Annotated in this window: 22 protein-coding genes and 1 tRNA gene; 9 read left to right on the forward strand and 14 right to left on the reverse strand. The window is 63.0% G+C overall.

What is annotated here, in order from left to right:
• The first annotated feature begins 90 nt into the window (after nucleotides 1-90).
• The 3 genes from AC0L58_RS11540 to AC0L58_RS11550 all read left to right on the forward strand — a co-directional run bounded on the left by AC0L58_RS11540 (nucleotide 91) and on the right by AC0L58_RS11550 (nucleotide 1714).
• On the forward strand, nucleotides 91-336 hold the full coding sequence (locus AC0L58_RS11540) for a DUF1653 domain-containing protein (protein ID WP_473683499.1): 246 nt from the start codon (nucleotides 91-93) through the stop codon (nucleotides 334-336).
• A gap of 24 nt (nucleotides 337-360) precedes the next feature.
• Nucleotides 361-915 carry a ribosome biogenesis factor YjgA gene (gene yjgA / locus AC0L58_RS11545; protein ID WP_473683501.1) on the forward strand — a complete coding sequence of 185 codons (555 nt, stop codon included), beginning with the start codon at nucleotides 361-363 and terminating at the stop codon, nucleotides 913-915.
• 307 nt (nucleotides 916-1222) lie between these two features.
• Nucleotides 1223-1714 (forward strand): YkvA family protein, encoded by a 492-nt coding sequence (locus tag AC0L58_RS11550; protein ID WP_473683503.1) that lies wholly within the window; start codon nucleotides 1223-1225, stop codon nucleotides 1712-1714.
• Between the two features lie 105 nt (nucleotides 1715-1819).
• On the opposite strand, the gene AC0L58_RS11555 is transcribed toward AC0L58_RS11550, so the two are convergent.
• The 6 genes from AC0L58_RS11555 to grxD form a co-directional block, all read right to left on the reverse strand.
• Nucleotides 1820-1896: transfer RNA gene (locus AC0L58_RS11555), tRNA-Asn, on the reverse strand.
• A gap of 68 nt (nucleotides 1897-1964) precedes the next feature.
• A complete protein-coding gene (gene ppnN, locus AC0L58_RS11560; protein WP_473683505.1) occupies nucleotides 1965-3365 on the reverse strand; it encodes a nucleotide 5'-monophosphate nucleosidase PpnN in 1401 nt (466 codons plus the stop codon).
• A gap of 154 nt (nucleotides 3366-3519) precedes the next feature.
• Nucleotides 3520-6759 carry a TonB-dependent receptor gene (locus AC0L58_RS11565; protein WP_473683507.1) on the reverse strand — a complete coding sequence of 1080 codons (3240 nt, stop codon included), beginning with the start codon at nucleotides 6757-6759 and terminating at the stop codon, nucleotides 3520-3522.
• A 402-nt stretch (nucleotides 6760-7161) separates the two neighbouring features.
• Complete coding sequence (locus AC0L58_RS11570) at nucleotides 7162-7761, reverse strand: YhgN family NAAT transporter (protein WP_473683509.1); 600 nt, start codon at nucleotides 7759-7761, stop codon at nucleotides 7162-7164.
• 46 nt (nucleotides 7762-7807) lie between these two features.
• Nucleotides 7808-8578, reverse strand: coding sequence for an SDR family NAD(P)-dependent oxidoreductase (locus tag AC0L58_RS11575; RefSeq protein ID WP_473683511.1), 771 nt, complete (start codon nucleotides 8576-8578; stop codon nucleotides 7808-7810).
• Nucleotides 8575-8898: a Grx4 family monothiol glutaredoxin gene (gene grxD / locus AC0L58_RS11580; RefSeq protein ID WP_473683513.1), complete on the reverse strand. Its 324-nt coding sequence runs from the start codon at nucleotides 8896-8898 to the stop codon at nucleotides 8575-8577. The genes AC0L58_RS11575 and grxD overlap by 4 nt, the downstream gene beginning before the upstream one ends.
• A 112-nt stretch (nucleotides 8899-9010) precedes the next feature.
• On the opposite strand from grxD, the gene AC0L58_RS11585 reads away from it, so the two are divergent.
• Nucleotides 9011-9589 (forward strand): superoxide dismutase, encoded by a 579-nt coding sequence (locus AC0L58_RS11585; protein ID WP_473683515.1) that lies wholly within the window; start codon nucleotides 9011-9013, stop codon nucleotides 9587-9589.
• Nucleotides 9590-9656: 67 nt separating this feature from the next.
• Here the strand turns inward: AC0L58_RS11585 and AC0L58_RS11590 are convergent, their stop codons facing one another.
• From AC0L58_RS11590 to purE, 3 genes are all read right to left on the reverse strand, one after another.
• Nucleotides 9657-11159 (reverse strand): SulP family inorganic anion transporter, encoded by a 1503-nt coding sequence (locus AC0L58_RS11590; RefSeq protein ID WP_473683517.1) that lies wholly within the window; start codon nucleotides 11157-11159, stop codon nucleotides 9657-9659.
• Nucleotides 11160-11323: 164 nt separating this feature from the next.
• Complete coding sequence (locus AC0L58_RS11595; RefSeq protein WP_473683519.1) at nucleotides 11324-12481, reverse strand: 5-(carboxyamino)imidazole ribonucleotide synthase; 1158 nt, start codon at nucleotides 12479-12481, stop codon at nucleotides 11324-11326.
• On the reverse strand, nucleotides 12478-12981 hold the full coding sequence (gene purE / locus AC0L58_RS11600) for a 5-(carboxyamino)imidazole ribonucleotide mutase (protein WP_473683521.1): 504 nt from the start codon (nucleotides 12979-12981) through the stop codon (nucleotides 12478-12480). The genes AC0L58_RS11595 and purE overlap by 4 nt, the downstream gene beginning before the upstream one ends.
• A gap of 68 nt (nucleotides 12982-13049) precedes the next feature.
• Between purE and AC0L58_RS11605 the strand changes: the two genes are divergently transcribed.
• The 4 genes from AC0L58_RS11605 to AC0L58_RS11620 all read left to right on the forward strand — a co-directional run bounded on the left by AC0L58_RS11605 (nucleotide 13050) and on the right by AC0L58_RS11620 (nucleotide 17250).
• A complete protein-coding gene (locus AC0L58_RS11605; RefSeq protein WP_473683523.1) occupies nucleotides 13050-13319 on the forward strand; it encodes a Trm112 family protein in 270 nt (89 codons plus the stop codon).
• A gap of 277 nt (nucleotides 13320-13596) precedes the next feature.
• Nucleotides 13597-15909, forward strand: coding sequence for a DUF1631 domain-containing protein (locus AC0L58_RS11610; protein WP_473683525.1), 2313 nt, complete (start codon nucleotides 13597-13599; stop codon nucleotides 15907-15909).
• On the forward strand, nucleotides 15906-16763 hold the full coding sequence (nadC, locus tag AC0L58_RS11615; RefSeq protein WP_473683526.1) for a carboxylating nicotinate-nucleotide diphosphorylase: 858 nt from the start codon (nucleotides 15906-15908) through the stop codon (nucleotides 16761-16763). The genes AC0L58_RS11610 and nadC overlap by 4 nt, the downstream gene beginning before the upstream one ends.
• Nucleotides 16764-16857: 94 nt before the next feature.
• Nucleotides 16858-17250 carry a DUF3301 domain-containing protein gene (locus AC0L58_RS11620; RefSeq protein WP_473683528.1) on the forward strand — a complete coding sequence of 131 codons (393 nt, stop codon included), beginning with the start codon at nucleotides 16858-16860 and terminating at the stop codon, nucleotides 17248-17250.
• Between the two features lie 32 nt (nucleotides 17251-17282).
• Here the strand turns inward: AC0L58_RS11620 and AC0L58_RS11625 are convergent, their stop codons facing one another.
• The 5 genes from AC0L58_RS11625 to petA form a co-directional block, all read right to left on the reverse strand.
• Nucleotides 17283-17708 (reverse strand): ClpXP protease specificity-enhancing factor, encoded by a 426-nt coding sequence (locus AC0L58_RS11625; RefSeq protein ID WP_473688713.1) that lies wholly within the window; start codon nucleotides 17706-17708, stop codon nucleotides 17283-17285.
• A gap of 10 nt (nucleotides 17709-17718) precedes the next feature.
• Nucleotides 17719-18357, reverse strand: coding sequence for a glutathione S-transferase N-terminal domain-containing protein (locus AC0L58_RS11630; RefSeq protein WP_473683530.1), 639 nt, complete (start codon nucleotides 18355-18357; stop codon nucleotides 17719-17721).
• A 69-nt stretch (nucleotides 18358-18426) separates the two neighbouring features.
• Nucleotides 18427-19191 carry a cytochrome c1 gene (locus tag AC0L58_RS11635; protein ID WP_473683532.1) on the reverse strand — a complete coding sequence of 255 codons (765 nt, stop codon included), beginning with the start codon at nucleotides 19189-19191 and terminating at the stop codon, nucleotides 18427-18429.
• A complete protein-coding gene (locus AC0L58_RS11640) occupies nucleotides 19184-20485 on the reverse strand; it encodes a cytochrome b (protein ID WP_473683534.1) in 1302 nt (433 codons plus the stop codon). The genes AC0L58_RS11635 and AC0L58_RS11640 overlap by 8 nt, the downstream gene beginning before the upstream one ends.
• Nucleotides 20485-21081: a ubiquinol-cytochrome c reductase iron-sulfur subunit gene (petA, locus tag AC0L58_RS11645; protein WP_473683536.1), complete on the reverse strand. Its 597-nt coding sequence runs from the start codon at nucleotides 21079-21081 to the stop codon at nucleotides 20485-20487. Before petA ends, AC0L58_RS11640 begins: the two co-directional genes overlap by 1 nt.
• A gap of 161 nt (nucleotides 21082-21242) precedes the next feature.
• Here petA and AC0L58_RS11650 point away from each other — a divergent pair, with 161 nt between their 5' ends.
• Nucleotides 21243-22427 carry a S1C family serine protease gene (locus AC0L58_RS11650; RefSeq protein ID WP_473683538.1) on the forward strand — a complete coding sequence of 395 codons (1185 nt, stop codon included), beginning with the start codon at nucleotides 21243-21245 and terminating at the stop codon, nucleotides 22425-22427.
• The last annotated feature ends 45 nt before the right edge of the window (nucleotides 22428-22472 follow it).

Here is a 22472-nt window from a genome sequence, read left to right on the forward strand (position 1 = left end):
TGGGGCGGGTAGAATAGACGGTCGACGCATAACCAGAGGCAGATGGGGTCGCCCCAGCCATATTGAAAGGCGACGCCAGCCATTGATCGCATGCAACCCGTCACCGGCGTCTACCGTCACTACAAGGGCCAACGTTACCGCGTGCTGGGTACGGCGCGACACAGCGAGACCATGGAACCACTGGTGGTCTACCAGGCGCTCTACGGTGGATACGGTCTGTGGGTACGCCCGCTCGCGATGTTCTGCGAAACCATCCGGCTGGACGGCGTGCCCATCGCCCGTTTCGCGCTGGAACAACCCGACGACGCGTCCTCCGTTGACCATCCGCAAACCTGACCCACCACCATTCCGGAATCCATCGTGAGCCCCAGCCGCAGCCGCAACCAGAACGAACTCGACGACGAGGACTACGGCCCCAGCCGTACCCAGCAGCGACGCGAAGCACTCGCGGTGCTGACCCTCGCCGGCCAACTGGTCGAGCTGGCACCAAGCCGGCTGGCGAAACTCCCGTTGCCCGACGACGTGCGTCGCGAGATCGACATCACCCGTCGCATGAGCGCACACGGCGCAAGAAAGCGCCAGCTCGCCTTTCTGGCCAAGGTCATGCGCCGCCACGATGACGAAGACTTCGCCGCCGTGAAGGCCGAGCTGGGCGAAAACCGCGAGAAACAGCGCCAGGACACTGCGGCGATGCATAGGCTCGAATCGATGCGTGACCGCCTCGTTGCCGGGGATGAAGACGCATTGTCCGAACTGATTGCCGAGCACCCACAGGTGGATCGACAGCGCCTGCGCTCACTTGTGCGGCAGGCTCGCATCGAGAAGGATGCACCGAACAAGCCGCCCAAGGCCTACCGGGAGATCTTTCAACTCCTCAAGGAACTGGTCGAAGCCGGCAGCAAGGCAGAAGATTGATCCGATCACACAACGATCGAAATCATCCTGACCACTTCCCGGCGTCCCCGACATCCTGAATTCCCCGGGGAAGAATCATGCGCCCGGGTCGTGCGGTTCGACGACATGGTCGCAGCCGCAGCTGGACGGCGCAGCGCGCTCGAGCCCCGGGGTCGTGCCAATTGACTGCCGCGTGCTTGCAGGCATACGCTTTGCATCTTTCCCCAGCCACCTGCGAGTTTCCCCCATGAGCCTGGATATCTGCATCACCCTCAGCGACTCGGATCTGAAGTTGTTTGTGGACAGCATCAAGAATGCGGAGAAAAAGGTGGACACGCTCGACGCGGTGAGCATCGTCGGCGCCACACGTGAATTGCTGAATCAGACCGAGGGCAAGGATTTGCCCGATTTCATCACGAGCCGCTTGAAGCAGTTGCACACCATGGTTGCCATGGTCGAAGACGCCGGCTTCGGCCTGCCCGAGGCCGACCGGGACAACGTGCTCGCGGCGCTCGCCTACTTCTCGAGCCCGGACGACATTCTCCCGGACAATGTTCCTGTGCTGGGCTTCCTCGACGACGCCATCATGATCGAGCTTTGCGTGCGTGAGCTGCACCACGAGATAGAGGCCTACAACGACTTCCGTCATTGGCGCGACAATGAGGCGACACGCCGCGGCGAGAGCACCCAGGGTTTGATGCTGAATCGGGTCGAATGGGCCGAAGCACGGCGCGTGGAAACCATCGAGCGCATGCATCGCCGCCGCAAGGAGTCCTATGCAGGGGGCAACTGGATGCCGGTGCTGTTCAAGGTGCGCTGAACGCGGCGTGTTTCGCAACATGACCCGAGGGCGCTCCGGCGCCCTTTTTCACGCGTGCGGAAAATACAAAAGGCCGGCAGTTTCCTGCCGGCCTTTTGTTCTGTCTGGCGCCCGAAGCTGGACTCGAACCAGCGACCCCCTGATTAACAGTCAAGTGCTCTAACCAGCTGAGCTATTCGGGCGTGAGCTGCGTAGTTTGTCGACGCGACAGCGAACTGTCAAGGTGCAACTGCAAAGAATGCAGTCTCGATCAATGGGTCACCACGCGATAGCACGGTACGTAGGCCGCGCCCCCGGGCAGCTTCATGCGGTGCTGCTGCACGAAGGCCTGCAGCAGCTTGTCCAGAGCACGCATGATGTCCGTATCGCCGTCGATCGCAAAAGGCCCGTGTTGCTCGATGGCGCGAACGCCCTCCTCCTTCACGTTGCCGGCAACGATTCCGGAAAATGCGCGGCGCAGATCCGCCGCCAATTCATGCACCGGCCGATCATGATGGATCTGCAGCGCACTCATCGCCTCGTGGGTGGGCCGGAATGGCTGCTGGAATTCCAGGGGTATCTGCAGTGCCCAGTTGAAGAAGAACGCATCCTTGGTGTCGAGCCGGTTCTGGCGTACCTTGTCCAGACCCTTGACCATCGTGCGTGCGACCCGTGCCGGATCGTCCACGATAATCTGGTAGTGACTTGCGACCTCCTCGCCCAGACTCAGCCGCAGGAAGCGGTCGATCTGCTCGAAATAGGCAGCGGATTCCCGCGGTCCGGTGAATACCAGGGGGAAGGGAATGCCTGCATTGTCCGGGTGCAGCAGGATGCCGAGCAGGTAAAGGATCTCCTCGGCCGTACCCACGCCACCGGGGAACACGATGATGCCATGTCCCATGCGCACGAAAGCCTCTAGCCGCTTCTCGATATCCGGCATGATCACCAGGTGGTTGACGATCGGGTTCGGTGATTCGGCAGCAATGATGCCCGGCTCGGTGATGCCGATATAGCGATTGGGCAGGTGGCGCTGCTTGGAGTGGCCGATGGTGGCGCCTTTCATCGGACCCTTCATCGCGCCGGGGCCGCAGCCCGTACAGATATCAAGGCCGCGCAACCCCAGCTGGTAGCCCACCGCCTTGGTGTAGTCGTATTCCTCGCGCGAAATCGAGTGGCCGCCCCAGCACACCACCAGACTGGGGTCGATGTTGGGGTGCAGGATGCGCGCGTTGCGCAGGATTTCGAACACGCTCTGGGTCAGCCCCTCCGAACCCTCGAGTTCATGACCGGGCTGCTCCAGTTGGGTCGATACGTAGACAATGTCGCGCACCACCGCAACCAGCAGCTCGTTGATGCCGCGAATGATCTGACCGTCGACGAAGGCCTGCGCCGGCGCGTTCGACAGCTCGATCTTGATCCCGCGATCCTGCTGCAATACCTGGATGTCGAAGTCCGGGTACTGTTCGAGGATCGCGCGGGGGTCGTCGCTGATATTGCCCGAGGTCAGCACTGCCAGCGCGCAGCGGCGCAGCAAGGCATGCAGGCCAGAGCCGCTGGCGTCGCGCAGCTTCGCCACTTCGTTGCGTGAAAGAATATCCAGGCCACCAATCGGGGATACGCGGGCACTGACGGTAGCCGCTTTGGCGACCGCGGTAGTTTCAGTTTGTTTCATTCGTCCAGCTCTCCATCGCTGACGGCGTCGCTGCGTCATGCAGTGCCGTGGCGAGTCGGCTAGCTTCACGCGTGGCAACAGTCAGGTCAAGGCACACCCTGAAAAAAAACCGGCGCCCGAAGGCGCCGGCTTCTGATCACGACCAGCGGGAAGCTCAGAACGTGTAACGCAAGGTCAGCATGGCCGACCAGCGCGACACCACACGAGTCGGGTTGGAACCGGCGTCATACACCGTCAGTTGCTGCGGCTGGTAATTGCCGTTCTGGTCGGTGGGCAGGTAGTAGATGTACTGTCCCTGCGCATTCACGCCATTGTAACCGGCGAGGGTGCGGGTATTGAACTGGCCATTGACGGTCTGACCCCAGTCATTGTTGAGCAGGTTCAGGAAGTTGTAGACATCCAGGCGCACCACGCCCTTGTTGCCCTTGAAGATGCCCGGGACTTCCTGCGAGAAGCTCATGTCGAGCTGGTTCACCCAGCCGTAGTGATCGGCATTGCGCCCGGCGATCTGGCCACGATGCCGGCTGAGGTACTTGTTGCCGGCAATATAGTCCTGGAACTGCTGGATCAGCTCGGGCGATGCGCTGCCATAACTGACTTTCGCGTCGTTCACCGTCGGGATGTAGACCGGATCCTGATAGGTGATGCCGTCGCCATTCACGTCGCCGGAGAAGATCCAGCTGTACGGCAGGCCGCTGTGGCCGTTGTAGAACGCAGACACGCTGGTCTTGTAGTCGCCGAAGAACGCATGCTGCCAGGTCAACGACGCCTTGAGCGCCTTGGGAATATTGCGGTCGGCAGTGGCCACTACTTCGTCGTTCACGTTGGTGCGCACGATGTACTTGTAGCCGGAGAACGCCTGCGAGCTGTTGCCCGGATTGACGTCGGTGGCATGGCTGAAGGTGAGGCTGACGTCGCCGAACCAGTTCTGCGAGAACGGCTTGGACAGTGCCAGCGTCAGGCTGTCGGATTTGCCCTTGTTGGTATTGGTCAGCAGGGTGGACTGCTGGTCAAACGCCGGGTTGCGGTTTGCGGCGGCATCCTTGCTGCTGCCACGCTCGCCGGGCGTCTTCCAATACTGGAAGCGTCCGTCTGGCAACGTGCCGGTCGGCGCGCCGATGTTGATCGCCTGGTAGAAAATGGCGTCTTTGGCCTGGATGTGCTGCAACTCCACCGACCCGACGACGCCCCACCAGGGCAGCTCGGCATCAAACGCCAGCGTGGTTTTCCACACGCTGGGCAGTTTGAAGTCGGAGGAGATCGTATCGACGACGCCCGCCGGCTGCACCTGCGTGCCGGTAGGAATGTTCTGGTGATACGGATCGGGGCTGAATGCCGCATTGGCTGGATCGAACGACGAGTAGCTGGCCACCGTGAGTCCGTTGTTCTGGTACGGGTTGGTCATCCACACCGTCGGCGGGAAGGTCTGGAACAGGCCGATACCACCGCGCAGCTGCATCATGCGTTCGGTGTTGAAGGCATAGTTGAACGCAAAGCGCGGCTCGACCACCTTGTTCTTGCTGCCCAGGCTGTTGTTGTTCGGATAGCCGAACGCCTGCTCGAACTCCGCGTTGTAGAACGGCTTGTGGTTCGACTGCGGAATGTTCATGCGCAGACCATAGGTCAGCGACAGGTTGCTGTTGACCTGCCAGGTATCCTGGATGAACGGGCTGTACTGGCTGTACACCCACTGCGCCGCCACGTCGTTGAGCGTGTAGCCCGGCGCCGGCTGATACAGGAAATACGAGTCGTAGTCGGCGTTGGCGAAATTGGCCAGTCCGTAGAACGTGTAATTGCCGTGCTCGGTGCGGCCGAACAGGTTGTAGATCTGGTCACGCTGGAAGTCGATACCGCCCTTGATCGTGTGATCGCCCAGGAAATAGGTGCCGGCGATGAATGCCGACCACTTCTTCGTGTTGATGGCGTTCTCGTGGCGATACTGATCCTCGCCCAGGTTCACGGACGGGCCACGCCCGGAAGCATCCAGATACACCTTGACCTGCGGCTGGTTGATTGCATTGCCGGCAAGCTGTTCGAACGTCTGGTAGCTGATCTTGGCCTCGGTCGAGAAGTTCTCGCTCCAATCGTCATAGAACTGCAGCGCGGCGTTCTTGGTCAGGCTGTCCTTGCTGTACCAGTAGCTGCTCAAGCCCACCTGGTTGGAGCTGTTGCCCTGCACGATGGGCTGGTTTTCCTTGGTGTACTGGTAGGTCAGGCTGGCACGATGGTTGTTGTTGATGTTCCAGTCGATCTTGCCGAGGTAGCGCTTGTCGGTCAGGCCGACCGCGCCGGCACCGAAGGTGCCCGGCTGCAGGCCGAGTGCCTTGGCGGTGTCGATGACCTGCTGCAGGTCGCTGGGCGAGATCTTGTTGGAGGTGGACGGGCCGGTCAGCGACGGATCCAGGCCATTGGACGAGTCGGCGCCAATGCCCGTGGTCTTCTCTTGTTCGGCGGAGAAGAAGAAGAACAGCTTGTCCTTGATGATCGGACCGCCAACCGTGACGCCGCCGGTCCAGTCGCGCTGATAACCGGTGTAGTCGTAACCAGGGTCACCCTTGTCCAGCCAGCCGGCGTTGCCGACCATCTTGTTGGCATTGCGATAGGCGTAGTACACCGAGCCATGGAACTCGTTGGTACCCGACTTGGTGACCGCGTTGATGTCGGCACCGACCGTGTCGGAGGTGACGTCGAAGTTGGCGGTGGAGATGTTGTACTCACCAATCGTGTCGACCGAGATCGGCGAACCCTGGTACGGCAGGCCGTTGGCGTTCAGGCCATAGGGGTCGCCCTGGGAGATGCCGTCGACGCTGATGTTGTTGTAGCGGTTCGGCAAGCCGGCCATCGAGATCGAGCCGTCGCCCTGATCGGTGACGTTGATGCGGGGATCCAGCCGGGCGATGTCATCGATGGAACGGTTGCCCTGGGGGGTCGTCTCGAGCTGGCGCTGCGAGACGTTCATCGACAGGCCCTTGTTGTCCGCCGAGAAGATCTGGCTGAGCGCCGAGGCGGTGACAGTGACCGCACTGAGATCCTTGGCCTGAATACCGGACGTGCTCATCTGCAGGTTGACCGCTGAAACCTGACCAAGCTGCAGATAGACGTTGGTCTTCTCCGCCTGGCCCATGCCGGTCTTGGACACCGTGATGTCGAACGGACCGCCCACGCGCAAACCCTGCGCGGAGTAGCGGCCATCGGCATCGGTCGTGGCCGTCTTGGTGGTGCCCGATGGCTCGTGCACGATCTGCACGGAGGCTCCGGCGACTGGCTGGCCACTGGCGTCGAGGACTCGCCCCGTCACGGCGGACGAGGTCACGTTCTGGGCCATGGCCGGTGCGCCCGCAAGCAAGGCGGCAATCGCAAACGGCAGGACTTTGGCGCGAATTCGGCTGTTCATATCTTGTTCGACCCTCGGGTTCACAACGAAAGTATTTACGTCACGGAATCAAATCAGCTGCAGCCCGGACGACCCAGGCATTGCAGCGATTCCACTTGGTAGCCCCTGATCCTGCATCCGCACCTTCCCGCAACAGGTCGGTGACGAACTTGTTGGCGCGCAGGAATACTTCCCATCTGCCAACTAATTGTTAAGAGGAGTTTAACGACATTGTATGACACTTTTACGACATTGGCACGTCATCCGCGATGGCCCGCGGACGGGTGCCAGATGTCAGCCGGAACACGGGTTCGTGTCCCGCGTGAGCATCCGCCCCTGCCCTGAATCAACCTGTCGCCGACGCGATGGACGGCGTGCCGCGGCGACGCGTCCCGAACGCCAGATCATCCCGTTCCCGTGGCTTCACGGCACCGAATGCAGGAACGACGCCACACCGGCCATGAACATCTGCACCGACAGGGCGATCAACAGCATGCCCATCACGCGCTCCAGCGCGGTCAGGACGCTTTCGCCCAGCCAGCGGAACAGGTAGGTGGCACTGAGCAGGATGACGGACGTGGCCAGCCACGCCAGCAGCAGCGCCATCACCCAGTCGGCGGTGCGACCGGGCTGGGTATTGGTCAGCAACAGCAGGGCTGCCATCGCCGAGGGGCCGGCCACGCCGGGGATCGCCATCGGCACGATGAATGGCTCGCCCTGCCCCGGTTTGCCGAAGATACCGCCACCATCGGCCGGCGGAAACACCATGCGAATGCCGATCAGGAACAGCACGATGCCGCCGGCGATGCTGATCGAGTCCGGTTTCAACTGCATCACGTGCAGGAACTGCTGACCACCAAACAGGAAGACCAGCAACACCCCCAGGGCAATCAGCAGCTCGCGCACCATGATGACGCGTCGGCGGCGCGGCGGTACGCCCTTGAGCAGACTCAGGAAAAACGGGATATTGCCGAGCGGATCCATGATCAGGAACAACATGATTCCCGCTGACAGCGTGGTCATTTGCGATTCCATTTCCGCTCCGCTGCTCGATGCTCGTGACCGCCGTTCATTCCGCGCGCAGGTCCAGCACCGCACCGCGTGCGGCCAGCGCTTCCGGACCGAGCAGGTAGACCACCGCGTCCGCGCTGGCATCGGGTGTCGGTTGCTGCATGATGTCCTCGCCGAAATAGGCAAGTTGCCGCAACGAGGTGCGCATCGGCGCGGGCAACAGGGCGTGTACCCGCAGCGGACTTTCGTCGGTTTCCTCGTGCAGGATCGCCACCAGCCGCTCCAGCGCCGCCTTTGACACGCCGTAGCCGCCCCAATGCGCACGCTGCAGCAGTTCGGGGTTGTCCAGCACGAACACCACGGCGCTGTCGCTGGCCTGGGTTAGCAAGGGCAGGCAGGCCTGGGTCAGGGCAAACGGTGCGTTGACATTGACATGCATGGCGCGCAGCCAGTCATCCGGCTTGTGCATGGCGATCGGGGTCAGGCCGGCAAAACTGGCGGCGCAGTGCACGATGCCGTCGAGACGACCGAAATCGCGCTCCAGCCCTCCCGCCAGCGCGGCGTATTCCTTCGGCGTGGCCACCTCCATGTCCAGCGGATGGATCACCGGTTCGGCCAGGCCATCCTCGCGCAACGCGTCGTAGAGTTTTTCCAACTGGCGCTTGCGCTTGCCGGTGATGACCACGGTCGCGCCGGCACGCATGACCGCACGCGCCACGGCACTGCCAAGGCCGCCATAGGCGCCAGTGACCAGCACCACGCGACCGGCAAGGGAGTCGGCTGTCGGCTGCCAGGCGGTGGGCAGATGCTCCACGGACAAACCGGTCACGACGCCATCCCCGCGACATCACTGGCCATGCGGCCCAGTTCGCCGGCCGCCATCAAATCCTCGATGATGTCGCAACCACCGATCAGTTCGCCATGGATGTACAACTGCGGGAATGTCGGCCAGTTGGCGAAGTGCGGCAGGGCAGCGCGAATCTGCGGATCGGCCAGCACGTTGACGGCATGGAACTGCGCACCGGCCTCGGCGAGTGCCCTGGCGGCTCGACTGGAAAAGCCGCACATCGGAAACTGCGGCGTACCCTTCATGAAAAGCACGATGGGATGCGCGGCCAGCATCGCCTTGATTCGGTCGTTGATATCCATGGTTGCGGTTTCATCTTTACAATGCAGGCAGTCCGGTATTGTATCAGCCGCCCGTCACGCGCTGGCTGCAGCGCCGACATTCTCTCCCTCAGCAACCGCCAAGGAGCCAACCATGGCCATCGAACTTCCGCCGCTTCCTTACGAAAAAAATGCCCTGGAACCCCACATCTCCGCCGAGACGCTGGAGTTCCACTACGGCAAGCATCATCAAGCCTACGTGACCAACCTCAACAAGATGATCGAGGGCACCGAGTTCGCCGATGCGAAACTCGAGGACATCATCAAGAAGTCCTCCGGCGGCATGTTCAACAACGCCGCGCAAACCTGGAACCACACGTTCTACTGGAACTCGATGAGCCCCAAGGGCGGTGGTGAGCCCAGCGGCAAGCTGGCCGACGCCATCAACAAGGCGTTCGGCTCGTTCGCCAAGTTCAAGGAGGAGTTCAGCAAGTCCGCCGCCGGCAACTTCGGCTCCGGCTGGACCTGGCTGGTGCAGCGTCCGGATGGCTCGCTCGGCATCGTCAACACCTCGAACGCGGCTACCCCGATCACCGGCAGCGACAAGCCGCTGTTCACCGCCGATGTGTGGGAGCACGCCTACTACATCGACTACCGCAACGCCCGCCCGAAGTATCTGGAGGCGTTCTGGCATCTGGTGAACTGGGAATTCGCGGCGAAGAACCTCGCCTGAGCCCCGCAGCCTGATCAACAAGCGGAGCCGGTGACGGCTCCGCTTTTTTCATGGCCGGCCCACCGGATCAGCCGAGGCGATCGTCGGCCAGGTGGTAGTGCGGATCTTCCACGGCATTGGATTCGACCATGCCGCCGGCCTTGAGCAACAGCTCGGCGCAGTCGGGACTCAGATGGCGCAGATGCAGGCTCTTGCCAAGTTTCTGGTAGCGCTCGGCCAGCGCGTCGATCGCCTCGATCGCCGAGTGGTCCATCACCCTGGCCTGACCGAATTCCACGATCACCCGCGACGGGTCGTCTTTCGGCGTGAACAAGCCCTGAAAGCCCCGGGTCGAGGCGAAGAACAGGCTGCCCTTCAATTCGTAGACCTTGGCTCCGGCGGCGTCGATGCGCGTGCGCACCTCGATCTGGCTGGCATGCTGCCATGCAAACACCAGCGCGGAGATCACCACGCCGAGCACCACCACCACGGCCAGGTCGGTGAAGATGGTCACCACGGTGACTGCCACGATCACCGCCGCATCGGCGCGCGGCACTTTGCGCAGCACGCGCACGCTACCCCAGGCAAAGGTCTTCGCGGCTACCACGAACATCACCCCGATCAGCGCCGCCAGCGGAATCCGCTCGATCAGCGCCGAACCGAACAGGATGAAGCTCAGCAGACCCAGCCCGGCGACGATCCCGGACAGGCGATGGGTGGCGCCGGCGCCGACATTGATCATGCTCTGCCCGATCATGGCGCAACCACCCATGCCACCAAACAGCCCGGTGACCATGTTTGCCGTGCCCTGCGCCAGGCACTCACGGTTCGGTTTGCCGCGCGTGTCGGTCATCTCGTCGATCAGGTTCAACGTCAGCAGCGACTCGATCAACCCGACCATCGCCATGATCAGGGCATAGGGAAACACGATGCGCAGGGTGTCGAGATCCCATGGCACGTCGGGAAGATGGAAGCTGGGCAGACCACCCTTGATCGAAGCCAGGTCGCCCACCGTGCGCGTATCGATGCCGGCGGCATTGGTCAGCAAGGCGACCGCCACGATAGCCACCAGCGCCGAAGGGACCGCCCTGGTCACGCGTGGCAGCAGGTAGATGATCGTCATCGCCAGCGCCACCAGGCCCAGCATCACCCACAGGACCCGGCCGGCCACCCAGTGACCGTGCTGCTGGAAATGCGGCATCTGGGCCAGGAAGATCACGATCGCCAGACCGTTGACGAAACCCAGCATCACCGGGTGCGGCACCATGCGGATGAACTTGCCCAGGCGCAGCGCACCGAACAGCAGTTGCAGCAAGCCCATCAGCACCACGGCGGCAAACAGGTACTGCACGCCGTGCTGCACCACCAGCGCCACGATCACCACCGCGATGGCACCGGTCGCCCCGGAAATCATCCCGGGCCGGCCACCGAGCACCGCCGTGATCAGGCACATCATGAAAGCGGCATACAGGCCGGTCAGCGGGTTGACGTGGGCAATCACCGCGAAGGCGATCGCCTCCGGCACCAGCGCGAAGGCGACCGTAAGGCCAGACAGGGTGTTGTTCTTCGCTTGCGCGAATGAAAGGTACATCGGGGGATCCTTGGAATTTGTCGATCTCCGCACCAGTCGCGAAGGCTCCGCGACCTCTTCGGGAACGGGAGATCGGTGGCAACGCGCGTCAAGGGATGGCGGCGACACCACGAAAAAACCGCCTGGAACAAACCAGACCAGCGGTAACACGCAGCTCCTGACGGTCAGCTGCGCAATGCGTCGACGGTGGGTTGTACCTGCGCCTGACGACCCAGCGCACCAGCCAGGGCGTCCAGCCGCTCAGCCAGTGTTCCGGCGTCGGCCGCACACACCGTGGCGTGACCCACCTTGCGACCCGGGCGCGCCTGCTTGCCGTAGTCGTGCCAATGCGCGCCGGGAATCTTGAGTGCGGCGTCCCGCTCGGGCAGGTCTCCCACCCAATTGAGCATCGCCGACAACCCGCGCGCCCCGGTATCACCCAGCGGCAGGCCAAGCACGGCACGCACATGATTCTCGAACTGGCTGGTGTGGGCGCCCTCGATGGTCCAGTGACCGGAGTTGTGCACCCGCGGCGCCATCTCGTTGCCCAGCAACTCGCCATCCTTGACGAACAGCTCCAACGCAAACACGCCGACATAATCCAGCCGCTCGGCCAGCGTGCGCGCCAGCTCGGTGGCGCGCTGCTGCAGTTCGCCCAGGTGTGGCGCGGGTGCGAGGCTCATCGACAGCACCCCGTCGACATGCCAGTTGCGGGTCAGCGGCCAGGTACGGAAATCACCATCACGCCCACGCACGGCGATCACCGACAGCTCGCGTTCGAATGGCACGAAGGCCTCCAGGATCAGGCCGTGCTGCGACGCCTGCGCGCCAAGTGCCGCCCACGCCGCATCGGCATCGGCCAGCTTGTGCAGGCGGAACTGGCCCTTGCCGTCATAGCCGAACCGGCGCGTCTTCAGGATCGCCGGCGCGCCGACCGCCGCCAGCGCCTGGTCCAGTTCTTCACGGGTATCCACCGTCATGAAGTCCGGTGTCGACAGGCCGCATTCGCGGAACAGGGTCTTTTCGGCCAGCCGATCCTGCGCCACCGCCAGCGCCCGCGGTACGGGGCAGACTGCCACGCGCTCGGTCAGCCAGCGCGCAGTTTCAGCTGGCACGTTCTCGAAATCGAAGGTGACCACGTCGACTTGCGCAGCAAAGGCCTCCAGCGCCGCGTAATCGGTCCAGTCGGCCACCACCAGCGGAGCGACCTGGCCGGCGCAGGCATCAGCCGAACCATCCACCACCAGTGACTTGGCGCCGAGCGGCGCAGCAGCCAGCGCCAGCATGCGGGCCAGTTGCCCACCACCGAGAATGCCCACCACGGGTTGATGCTGCCCACTCATGCGCGAGGATCCGGTTGTTCGAGCACGGCCTTGGTCTGACGCGACCGCCAATCGTCCAGCGCGCGAGACAAATCCGGGTCATGCAGGGCCAGCACCGCGACGGCCAGCAAACCGGCATTCACCGCGCCGGCCCGTCCGATCGCCAGCGTGCCCACCGGAATGCCCGCCGGCATCTGGGCAATCGACAACAACGAATCCATCCCGTTGAGTGCCTTCGACTGGACCGGCACGCCGAACACCGGCAGCCGCGTCTTGGCAGCCAGCATGCCGGGCAGATGAGCGGCACCACCGGCACCGGCGATGATCACCTGGATGCCCCGTTCCGGCGCCTGCTCGGCATAGCTGAAAAGAAGGTCCGGCGTGCGATGCGCGGAGACCACGCGCACCTCGTGCGCCACGCCCAACTCGGTCAGTACCTCGGCCGCGTGCTGCATGGTTTCCCAATCCGAACGCGAACCCATCACCACGCCCACGCGCGGCGGCTTGGATGCTGTTGTCATGGCCGGAACGCCCAAAAACGGCTATTGTACGGGCTTTCCCGACCAGACACACCCGAACCCAGGCGACCATGGACAAGCGTCTTCTCGAAATCCTGTGCTGCCCGGTCAGCAAGATGCCGATACGGCCGCTGCTGCGTTCGCAGTTGGATGCACTGAACCAGGCCATCGCCGCCGGCAAGGTCGAGACGGTCGCCGGCGTGCCGGTGCGCGAGCACCTCGCCGACGCCCTCATCACCACCGACGACAAGGTGATTTACCGGATCGAGGACGGCATTCCGGTCATGCTGCCCGAAGAAGGTATCGGCACCTTGCAGTTGTCGGAGTTTCCGATGGCCTGAATGCTGGCGACGCGCGACCAGCAGGATGTCATCGAGAGACCCGCTTCGATCCAGGTGGCAAGACCCTGTCACCACGCCTCAATCGGACCCCTGCGGAAAGCGAGGCGCGGGGAACGGGCTGATGAAACCTTGACCACGTCACATTCCGGACTCCGATGTTGGATCACGGGATTGACGGGCATGGCGCAAGACCGCAATTTGGCTTATCGTCGGTTCCTGCGCCATTTTTCTTGGCCCGGCTAAGCGCGCGCGGAGCACCTATGACGGGGATGTGGCGATGAACGAAGCCAGCGAGCCTACCAAAGTTGTCAACTTGAGCCAGCGCATGGATCCGTCCAGCGAGCGTGTTGGCGAGTTGCTCAGTGCGGTCCGCCGCATCGCCGGCAAGAGACTCCTGCAGTGGGTCGGCAATGCCTTCGAGCAAGTTGATGACGCGCTTTTTGACCTGGCGGAAAAGGCCGAAAACAACGCGGCCCAGATGCATTATTTCGATGGCATGCGGGAGGTCCGCAAACAGCGCCCCGGCATCGAACGGAATTTTCTCGGCACCATCGCCCGCAATCTGAGCAATCTGGCACACCCTTCGAATTCCAAGACCGGGCCAACCGAGCAGCCTTCGATAGGTTCGGCGGAATTGAGCCTGGTGGCGGAAAGCGAGCTGGAGGAATCGCTGGCCATCACCAGCATGATCAGCAAGAACGAAGCGCGCCTGGCGCGGGATCTGTTCGCGGTCAACCAGCGGCTGTCCGTGATCTGTGGCGGCCACAAGATCGACGAAACCAACAACCCGGTGGCCCCCGCCATCCTGTCCCAGGCGTTCCGCCAGGCGCTGCAGGAGCTCACCGCCGACATGCGGGTCAAGCTGATCATCTACAAACTGTTTGATCGCTACGTGCTGTCGTTGCTGGAAGAGCTCTACCAGGAAATCAACAACGAACTGGTTCGCGCCGGCGTCCTGCCGCAATTGCGGCATCAGGTTGCGCGCGGTGGCCAGAAAATGCCGGCTCGCGCATCGGGTGCGGCAGGCTCCGGTCCCGATGGATCAACCGTTGGCGACGAGAACGGAGAGATTCCCGACGATCTGCTGCATACCCTGCATGCGCTGTTCAGTGCGCGCCGCGGTCACGCTGGCGGCGGCATCGGCCGTGAAGCTGGCGCACACGCCACAGCAAGCGGCCCGCTGCCATCAGCCAACGAACTGCTTGGTGCGCTCAGCGTGCTGCAAAGCCAGATCGTCAGCGCCGGTCCGCTGTCCTACGACGACGTGGGCGATGCCGCCGCGCTGAGCCGCGAAGTCATGCAGCTCAAGGCGCAACTGCTTACCCAGATCGGCGCCCTGCGCGGCGAACGTCCCAGCCATGTTGCCAGCATGGACGAGGACACCATCGACCTCGTCGGCATGCTGTTCGAGTTCATCCTGGAAGACCGCAACCTGCCGGCTGCGATGCAGGTGATGCTGGCACGGCTGCAGATCCCCTACCTGAAGGCCGCCATCCTCGACCGCAAGCTGTTCGCACACCGTCAGCATCCTGCACGGCGCTTGCTGGACTGCCTGGCGGAACAGGCGAAGGGCTGGTCCGAGGAATCGGACCGTGACCATCGCCTGCATGAAAAAGTGAAGTCGATCGTCGACCAGTTGCTGCACGACTTCGACGACGACATGAGCATCTTCGAGCGCCTGCTGACCGACCTGCAGCAATTCCAGGAGGTCAACAAGCGTCGCTCCGAGTTGGCCGAGCAGCGCGTGGCCGAATCCACCCGCGGTCGCGAGAAGCTCGATCAGGCCCGCCGCCGTGCGGCGCGCGAGATCCTGGACCGCATTGGCACGCAGAAATTGCCGCCGCTGGTGCATGGCGTGCTCGCCCGCGCCTGGGCCAACCACCTGGTGCTGACGTTGTTGCGCCAGGGTGACGACTCGCCCGAGTTCAAGAGCGGGCTGCGTTTCATCGACGAGTTCATCGCCAGCACCCATCCGGCCAACGACACCACCAGCCGACAGACCCTGCGTTCGATGCTCCCGGGCATCGAGCGCGCCCTGCGGCTGGGTTTGGCCAATGTCGCTTTCCAGGAGCAGGACGTCGAAAAGCTGCTGGGGCAGTTGCGCGCCTACTACCGTCAGCAACTTGGCGAAGCACCCCAACAGGGCGCGCCGGACGCTGCCGCCATGGGCGAAGAAGACACGGCGATGCTGGCAATTCCCGACAATATCCAGCCTGTGATCGATCAGCAGGCCGAACCCGAAGACATCCTTGATGCCGAGGAACTGGTCGAAGTGCCGCCGGACAGTCCCGAATGGCATCAGGTGCAGGCACTGCAGCCCGGGAACTGGCTCGAGTTCACGCTCGAGGACGAACCTCCTGCCCGGGCCAAGTTGTCCTGGATCAGCCCGATGAGTGGTCGCTACCTGTTCGTCAATCGGCGCGGCCTGAAGGTGGCGGATTACGCACCGCGTGAACTGGCCGCGCTGTTCAGCGACGGTCACGCCCGCGTGCTGGCAGCCAACGCCTTGTTCGACCGTGCCATGACCGCGATCGTGGGCAAGCTGAGCCAGACCGAGGACGCCCCCGAACCCTCGACGGACGCCACATGACGCAAGCAGATTTGTTCGGGCAACCTGATGCAGAACAGGTTGCCGCCGATGTCGAGCGTGCGTTGGAGGAAGACCTGGGAAGCGGCGATGCCACCGGTGGCTTGTTGCCGGTCGAGGCACAAGCGCAGGCCCGGCTGACCTGTCGCGATGCCGCGGTGATCGCTGGCAGCGCGTGGTTCGATGCGTGCTTCCGGCGGTTCGATCCTTCCGTGCGGATCGACTGGCGGGTTCGGGATGGCGATCGCGTCGCTCCCGGCAGCCTGATCTGCAGCCTCTCCGGGCAAGCACGCTCGCTGGTCAGTGCGGAGCGGTCGGCGTTGAATTTTCTGCAACTGCTCTCGGCCACCGCCACCATCACCGCCGACTACGTCGCCGCAGTGGCCGGCAGTGGCGTGCGTGTGCTGGACACACGCAAGACCGTGCCCGGCCTGCGCGTGGCGCAGAAATATGCCGTACGTTGTGGCGGCGGTCACAACCAGCGCATGGGCCTTTACGACGCGATCCTGATCAAGGAAAACCACATCATCGCGGCGGGCGGCATTGCCGCCGCGGTAGCCGCAGCGCGGGAGCTTCACCCCGAGCTGCCGCTGGAGGTGGAGGTGGAAAACCTCGACGAACTCGAGCAGGCGCTGCGTGCCGGCGCCGACCGGATCATGCTGGACAATTTCGAACTGGCCGACATGCGCGAAGCAGTGAAGCGCACGGGCGGACGGGTCCCGCTGGAGGTATCCGGCAATGTCGATCTGCAGACGATCGGCGAATTTGCCAGTACCGGCGTCGACTTCATCTCGGTTGGCGCACTGACCAAGCATGTACGCGCCATCGACCTGTCCTTGCGCCTGCAACTGCACTGAGCCGCCACCAACTCGCGCAGCTGCCGCAAGCGGACGGAGCGTATAGCGCGAGCGGCGCCTTGCGCCGGGACACCCCCGCCCACACACTGGGGACATGTCCGACTTGTCCAACCTTCTGCTTTTGCTGGTGCTTGGCGCCACGGTCGGGCTTTGGCTGAAGCTCAGCGTGGCGCGTGAGCGCGCGGTGCGCGAGGCGCGACGACAATGCCAGCTGCACAATTTGCAGTTGCTCGACGAAACTGTTGGTTTGCATGCCCTGCGCCTGCGCCGCGTCAACGGCCTGCGTCGGGTCGAGCGTTGCTACGGCTTCGAGGTGAGCATCGAGGGGCATGACCGGGCCCCGGGCCGGCTGTGGATGATCGGAAGCTCGCTCACCAGCGTGAGCTTGCCCAGCATCGAAGCGCTGCCACCGGGAGACAACGGCGCCGCGACTGGTCCGGGCAAAGTCGTTGCCTTGCGCCCACGGCAAGGGAATCGGCTGCACTGACGACGCCCAACCGTCGCGGCAACAACAGGTGATTACTTCACCACGCGCAAATGCGGCGCACCGCGCTTGGGCTTGTCGGAACCTTCGCTGTCGCCGGCGGAAGGCTCGTCCGGTGGCGAATCGGACGGCGGCGGACTGTCGCTCCCTTCACCGTCGGCCGGGAACATCATGCCCTGCCCGTTCTCCTGGGCGTACAGCGCAAGCACCGCCTGCACCGGGATCTGAATGGCCTGACTGACGCCGGAAAACCTCGCCTGGAAGCTGATCCAGTCATTGCCGAGATCGAGATTGACCACGGCACGGGTGGCCAGATTGAGGACGACCTGCCCATTCTGGATGACCTGCGGCGGAACCCGCACGCCAGGCGCGCCAGCGTCCACCAGGATATAGGGCGTCAACTGGTTGTCGCTGATCCAGTCGTAGATCGCCCGCAGCAGGTACGGGCGATTGGAGCTCATCGGGACGTCGTCACGCTTGTTCATGGACCTGCCGCATCGCCTTTTCCTCGTCAGTCATACTGCGCGAAAAACCCTGACTATGGAACAGGCGCTCGCCGTAGTCGATGATCGGCTTGCCTTCGCGACCCAGATCCACCTGCAACCAGGGCAGTCGCCAGATCACCGGTGCCACCAGGCAATCGACCAGGCTCATCTCGGGGTTGAGGAAGAACTTCGACGCCTTGAACAGCGGTACGCTCGACAGCAATTGCTCGCGCAGCCGCTTGCGGGCACCATCCGCCGCCCGACCACCTGCGCGTATCGTGTCAACCTCGCTGACCCAGTCCTTTTCCACCCTCACCGCCGCCACCCGCAGCCGCGCGCGCGATTGCGGATCGATCGGCATCAGCGGCGGATGCGGATAGCGTTCATCGATGTATTCGCACACCACCGCCGTGTCGAACAGGGTCAGGTCCCGATCAATCAGGGTCGGCGTGCTGGCGTAGCGATTCAGGTCGATCAGATCCTGTGGCGGCTTGGCCGGATCCACCAGCACGCGCTCGTAACTGACCCCCTTGGCGGCCAGAACCAGCCGTGCGCGATGACACTGGATGTCACCTGCCGTCGTGTACAGCGTCAATGCGTTACGCAAGCGGGGGCTTTGAACCATGCGTGATTCCCCATCGTTGATACGGACGCGGCGACCCGTGGGTCGCCGCGTCCGTGAGTGCCATCGGGCTCAGTGGACGTCCTTCCAGTATTCCTTCTTGAGCAGGGCAAACAGGAAGGTCAGCAAGGCCAGGAAGAGAATGACCCATATGCCGTAATGATGTCGCTGCAGGGCTGCCGGTTCGGAGACGTACTGCAGGAAGCTGGTCAGGTCACGCGTTGCCTGCTGGTACTGCGCCGGGGTCATCTTGCCCGGCTGCGACAACACCAGCTTCTGGACCGTGGCGCTGCCGCCGTCCTCCGCCGGATTCATCACGGCGGTCTGCATCCCTTGCAGTTCCCACAACGGGAACGGCATCGCGGCATTCGGCAAGGCCGTGTTGTTCCAGCCGATCGGACTGTGCGGATCGAGGTAGAAGGAGTTGAGATAGGTATAGACCCAGTCGGCACCCTTCGCATCCACTTCCAGCGAGAGGTCGGGCGGGTCCTTGCCGAACCAGGTCTTGGCCAGATCCGCAGGCATGTGCGAAATCACCGGATCCTGAAATTTGCCACCGGTGAAGTTGAGGTTCTGCATGACCTCGTTCTCGGTCAGGCCAAGATCGTCGGCCATGCGCGAGTAGCGCATGTACTTCAACGAGTGGCAACCGACGCAATAGTTGAAGAACAACCTTGCGCCACGTTGCAGCGAAGCCTGGTCGCGCACATCGGCGCCGGACTTCATCAGCGGGACCTTGCCACCTTCGGCATGCGCCGGCAGATTGCCGACCAGCAGGCCGAACGCCAGTGCGATGCCCGAAAGGAGATACTTCATCGTGGTCTGCGGCTTAGTCATGCGTGGTCACCCGATCCGGAACCGGCTTGGTCTTCTCCCAGCCGAAATAGGTATAAGCCCAGAGGAAGGCAAAGAAACCGAAGTACAGCAGCGTCATGAGCCGGCCGAACAGGTTCTCCCAGAACGTCATGTCGACGTTGCCGAACCATGCCGGAATGACCTCGGCGGTAATTCCCGCGCCCACTGAACCAAGACCAAGGAAGGAAAGCACGAAGATGCCCAGCGCCACCTTGTAGCCAGTGCCGCGATAGCGGATCGATTTGACCTCGCCGCGGTCCAGCCACGGCATCGCGAACAGCACGGCAATCGCGCTGAACATCGCGATCACACCCCACACCGCGCTGCCAAGGAAGGACGGGATCATTCGCACGATCGCGTAGAACGGCGTGAAATACCACACCGGCTTGATCTCGGCGGGCGTCAGCAGGTTGTTGGCCGGAATGGCGTTGTCATGTTCCAGGAACCAGCCACCCAGGGTTGGCGCGAAGAAGATGATGAACGCCGCGATCAGCAGGAAAAAGCCCACGCCAACCAGGTCCTTCACCGTGTAGTACGGGTGGAACGGAATGCCGTCAGCGGGCTTCAACGCATCCCAGCGGTTGCCCTTGGGACCCTTCTTGATTTCCACGCCATCGGGGTTGTTCGAGCCTACCTCGTGCAGTGCTGCGATGTGCAGCACCACCAGCAGCAGCAAGACCAGCGGCAACGCGATCACGTGCAGGGCGAAGAAGCGGTTCAGCGTGGCATCGCCAGGCAGGAAGTCGCCCATGATCCAGTCCACCAGCGAGCTGCCGATGTAGGGGATGGTGCCGAACAGGGAGATGATCACCTTGGCGCCCCAGAACGACATGTTGCCCCACGGCAGCACATAGCCCATGAAGGCCTCGGCCATCAGCACCAGGAAGATCAGCATGCCGAGCAGCCACACCAGCTCGCGCGGCTTCTTGTACGAGCCGTACATGATGCCGCGGAACATGTGCAGGAACACCACCACGAAGAACAAGGAGGCGCCGGTCGAGTGCATGTAGCGGATCAGCCAGCCCCACTCCACGTCACGCATGATGTACTGCACCGAGTCGAAGGCTCCCGCCGCGCTCGGGTTGTAGTTCATGGTGAGGAAGATGCCGGTGACGATCTGGTTGACCAGCACCAGGATCGCCAGCGAGCCGAAGTAATACCAGAGGTTGAAGTTCTTCGGCGCGTAGTACTCGGTCATGTGCGCCCGATACATCGGCATCATGCCCGGCGCACGCTCGTTGACCCATGCGCCGATGTTGCTGAATACGTTGGCCATCAGCCAGCCTCCTTCGGATCCACGCCAATCTGCACGGTCGTGTCGTCCACAAAGTGATACGGCGGGATCTGCATGTTCTTCGGCGCCGGCATGTTCTTGTAGACGCGGCCGGCAATGTCGTAATGCGAATGATGGCAGGGGCAGTAGTAGCCGCCTTTCCAGTTCGGATCAAACGGCTCCGGCTTGATCTCGCCATAGAAATCCGGCACGCAGCCCAGATGCGTGCAAATGCCGATCATCACCAGCCACTCGGGCTTGATCGAACGCGTTTCGTTCTGCGCGTACTTGGGCTGCTGGTCGACTTCCGACTTGGGATCGACCAGCAGGGAATCCACCTTCGGCAATTGCGCCAGCTGCTTCGGCGTGCGGTTGACGATGAAGATCGGCAAGCTGCGCCAGGCCACAATCAGCTGCTGGCCCTTCTCGACCTTTTTCAGCGACTGGGTAACCGGAGCGCCAGCGGCCTTGGCCCGCGCGCTGGGTTCCCATGACTTGATGAAAGGCACAGCTGCCGAGACGATTCCGATACCACCAACCACCGCAGTGGTTGCTGTCAGGAAACGGCGGCGGCCGTGATCGACGACTTCGTTCGCCATCAGGCTCTCCGATACATGCAAGTGTCATCCCAGGGTGGGGTTTGGGGCCCCGAAAAATCGCGTTAGTGTAGCGTCAGGGGCGGCCTCGTACAATAAACCGGATACGCGACGGGTCCGCCCGACACCTTTTGACTCTGCTTGCCGGAAGACCCCATCTCGACATGAAACATGCCGCCGGCACACTGCTTTTCATCGCTCGCTTCGTCATTTTGGGCCTGGCGCTGGCTTTCGTCGTCGGCCTGCTCTGGCCGGGCAGCGGCGAGCGGTTGCGCATGAGATTCGGACTGGCTCCCGCGCAAGCTCCGGCAACCAGCATAAGCCATGTCAGCTCCGGCCCGACCTCGTATGCCGACGCGGTAGCCGCGGCAGCACCGTCAGTGGTGAATATCTACGCCAACAAGATCGTCACCGAACAAGCCCTGCGCATGTACGACAACCCCGTGCTGCAGCAGTTGTTTGGCGGCCAGCCCACCACCTATCAACACCGTGAGCAGACCCTGGGTTCCGGCGTGATCGTCAGCGCCCGCGGGCAGGACTATGTGCTGACCAACAACCACGTGATCGCCAACGCGCAGGACATCCAGGTGCTGTTGTACGACGGCCGCATCGCCAAGGCCAGCCTGGTCGGCTCCGACCAGGAAACCGACCTGGCCGTGCTGAAAATCGACGCCAGCAACCTGCCGGTGATTCACATGGCCGACCCGAAACAGTTGCGCCCCGGCGACGTGGTGTTGGCGATCGGCAATCCGTTCGGACTCAATCAGACCGTCACCATGGGCATCGTCAGCGCCATCGGACGCCAGCTGAACAGCTCCAGCGCGGAGGACTTCATCCAGACCGACGCCGCCATCAACCTGGGTAATTCCGGTGGCGCGCTGGTCAATACCCAGGGCCAACTGGTCGGTATCAATACGTTGTTGATCGGCAAGGGCCAGGCCGCCAATGCCGAAGGTATCGGTTTCGCCATTCCGGTGGCGACCGCGACCAAGGTGCTGGACCAGCTGATCACCAGTGGCCATGTGGTGCGCGGCTGGATCGGTGCCGACTACGCGTTTGTGCCGGTAGCCGCCAACAGCGGCTTGCCAGCAGCGGCACGTGGCGTCCAGGTCACTGCGGTCTATCCGGGCGGACCTGCGGCGCAGGCTGGACTCAGGCCACGCGATATCCTGCTGCGCATTGGCCAGCACGATATCCTGGACCCGGCCGACCTGCGTCGGCGCGAGGCTGCGCTGAAGCCCGGCAGTCAGGTGAAGGTCTCCGGACTGCGCAACGGCAGCCCGTTTCAGGTCGAAATAACCCTGGCGCAGCGGCCGGCGATGCGCGGCAACGCCACGCTGGAGCAGTAGCCACGGTCGCTGCCGCGGAAACACGGCCGCCATGTGCCGAACAAC

This window comes from Rhodanobacter sp. G2-10 (genome assembly GCF_055809185.1).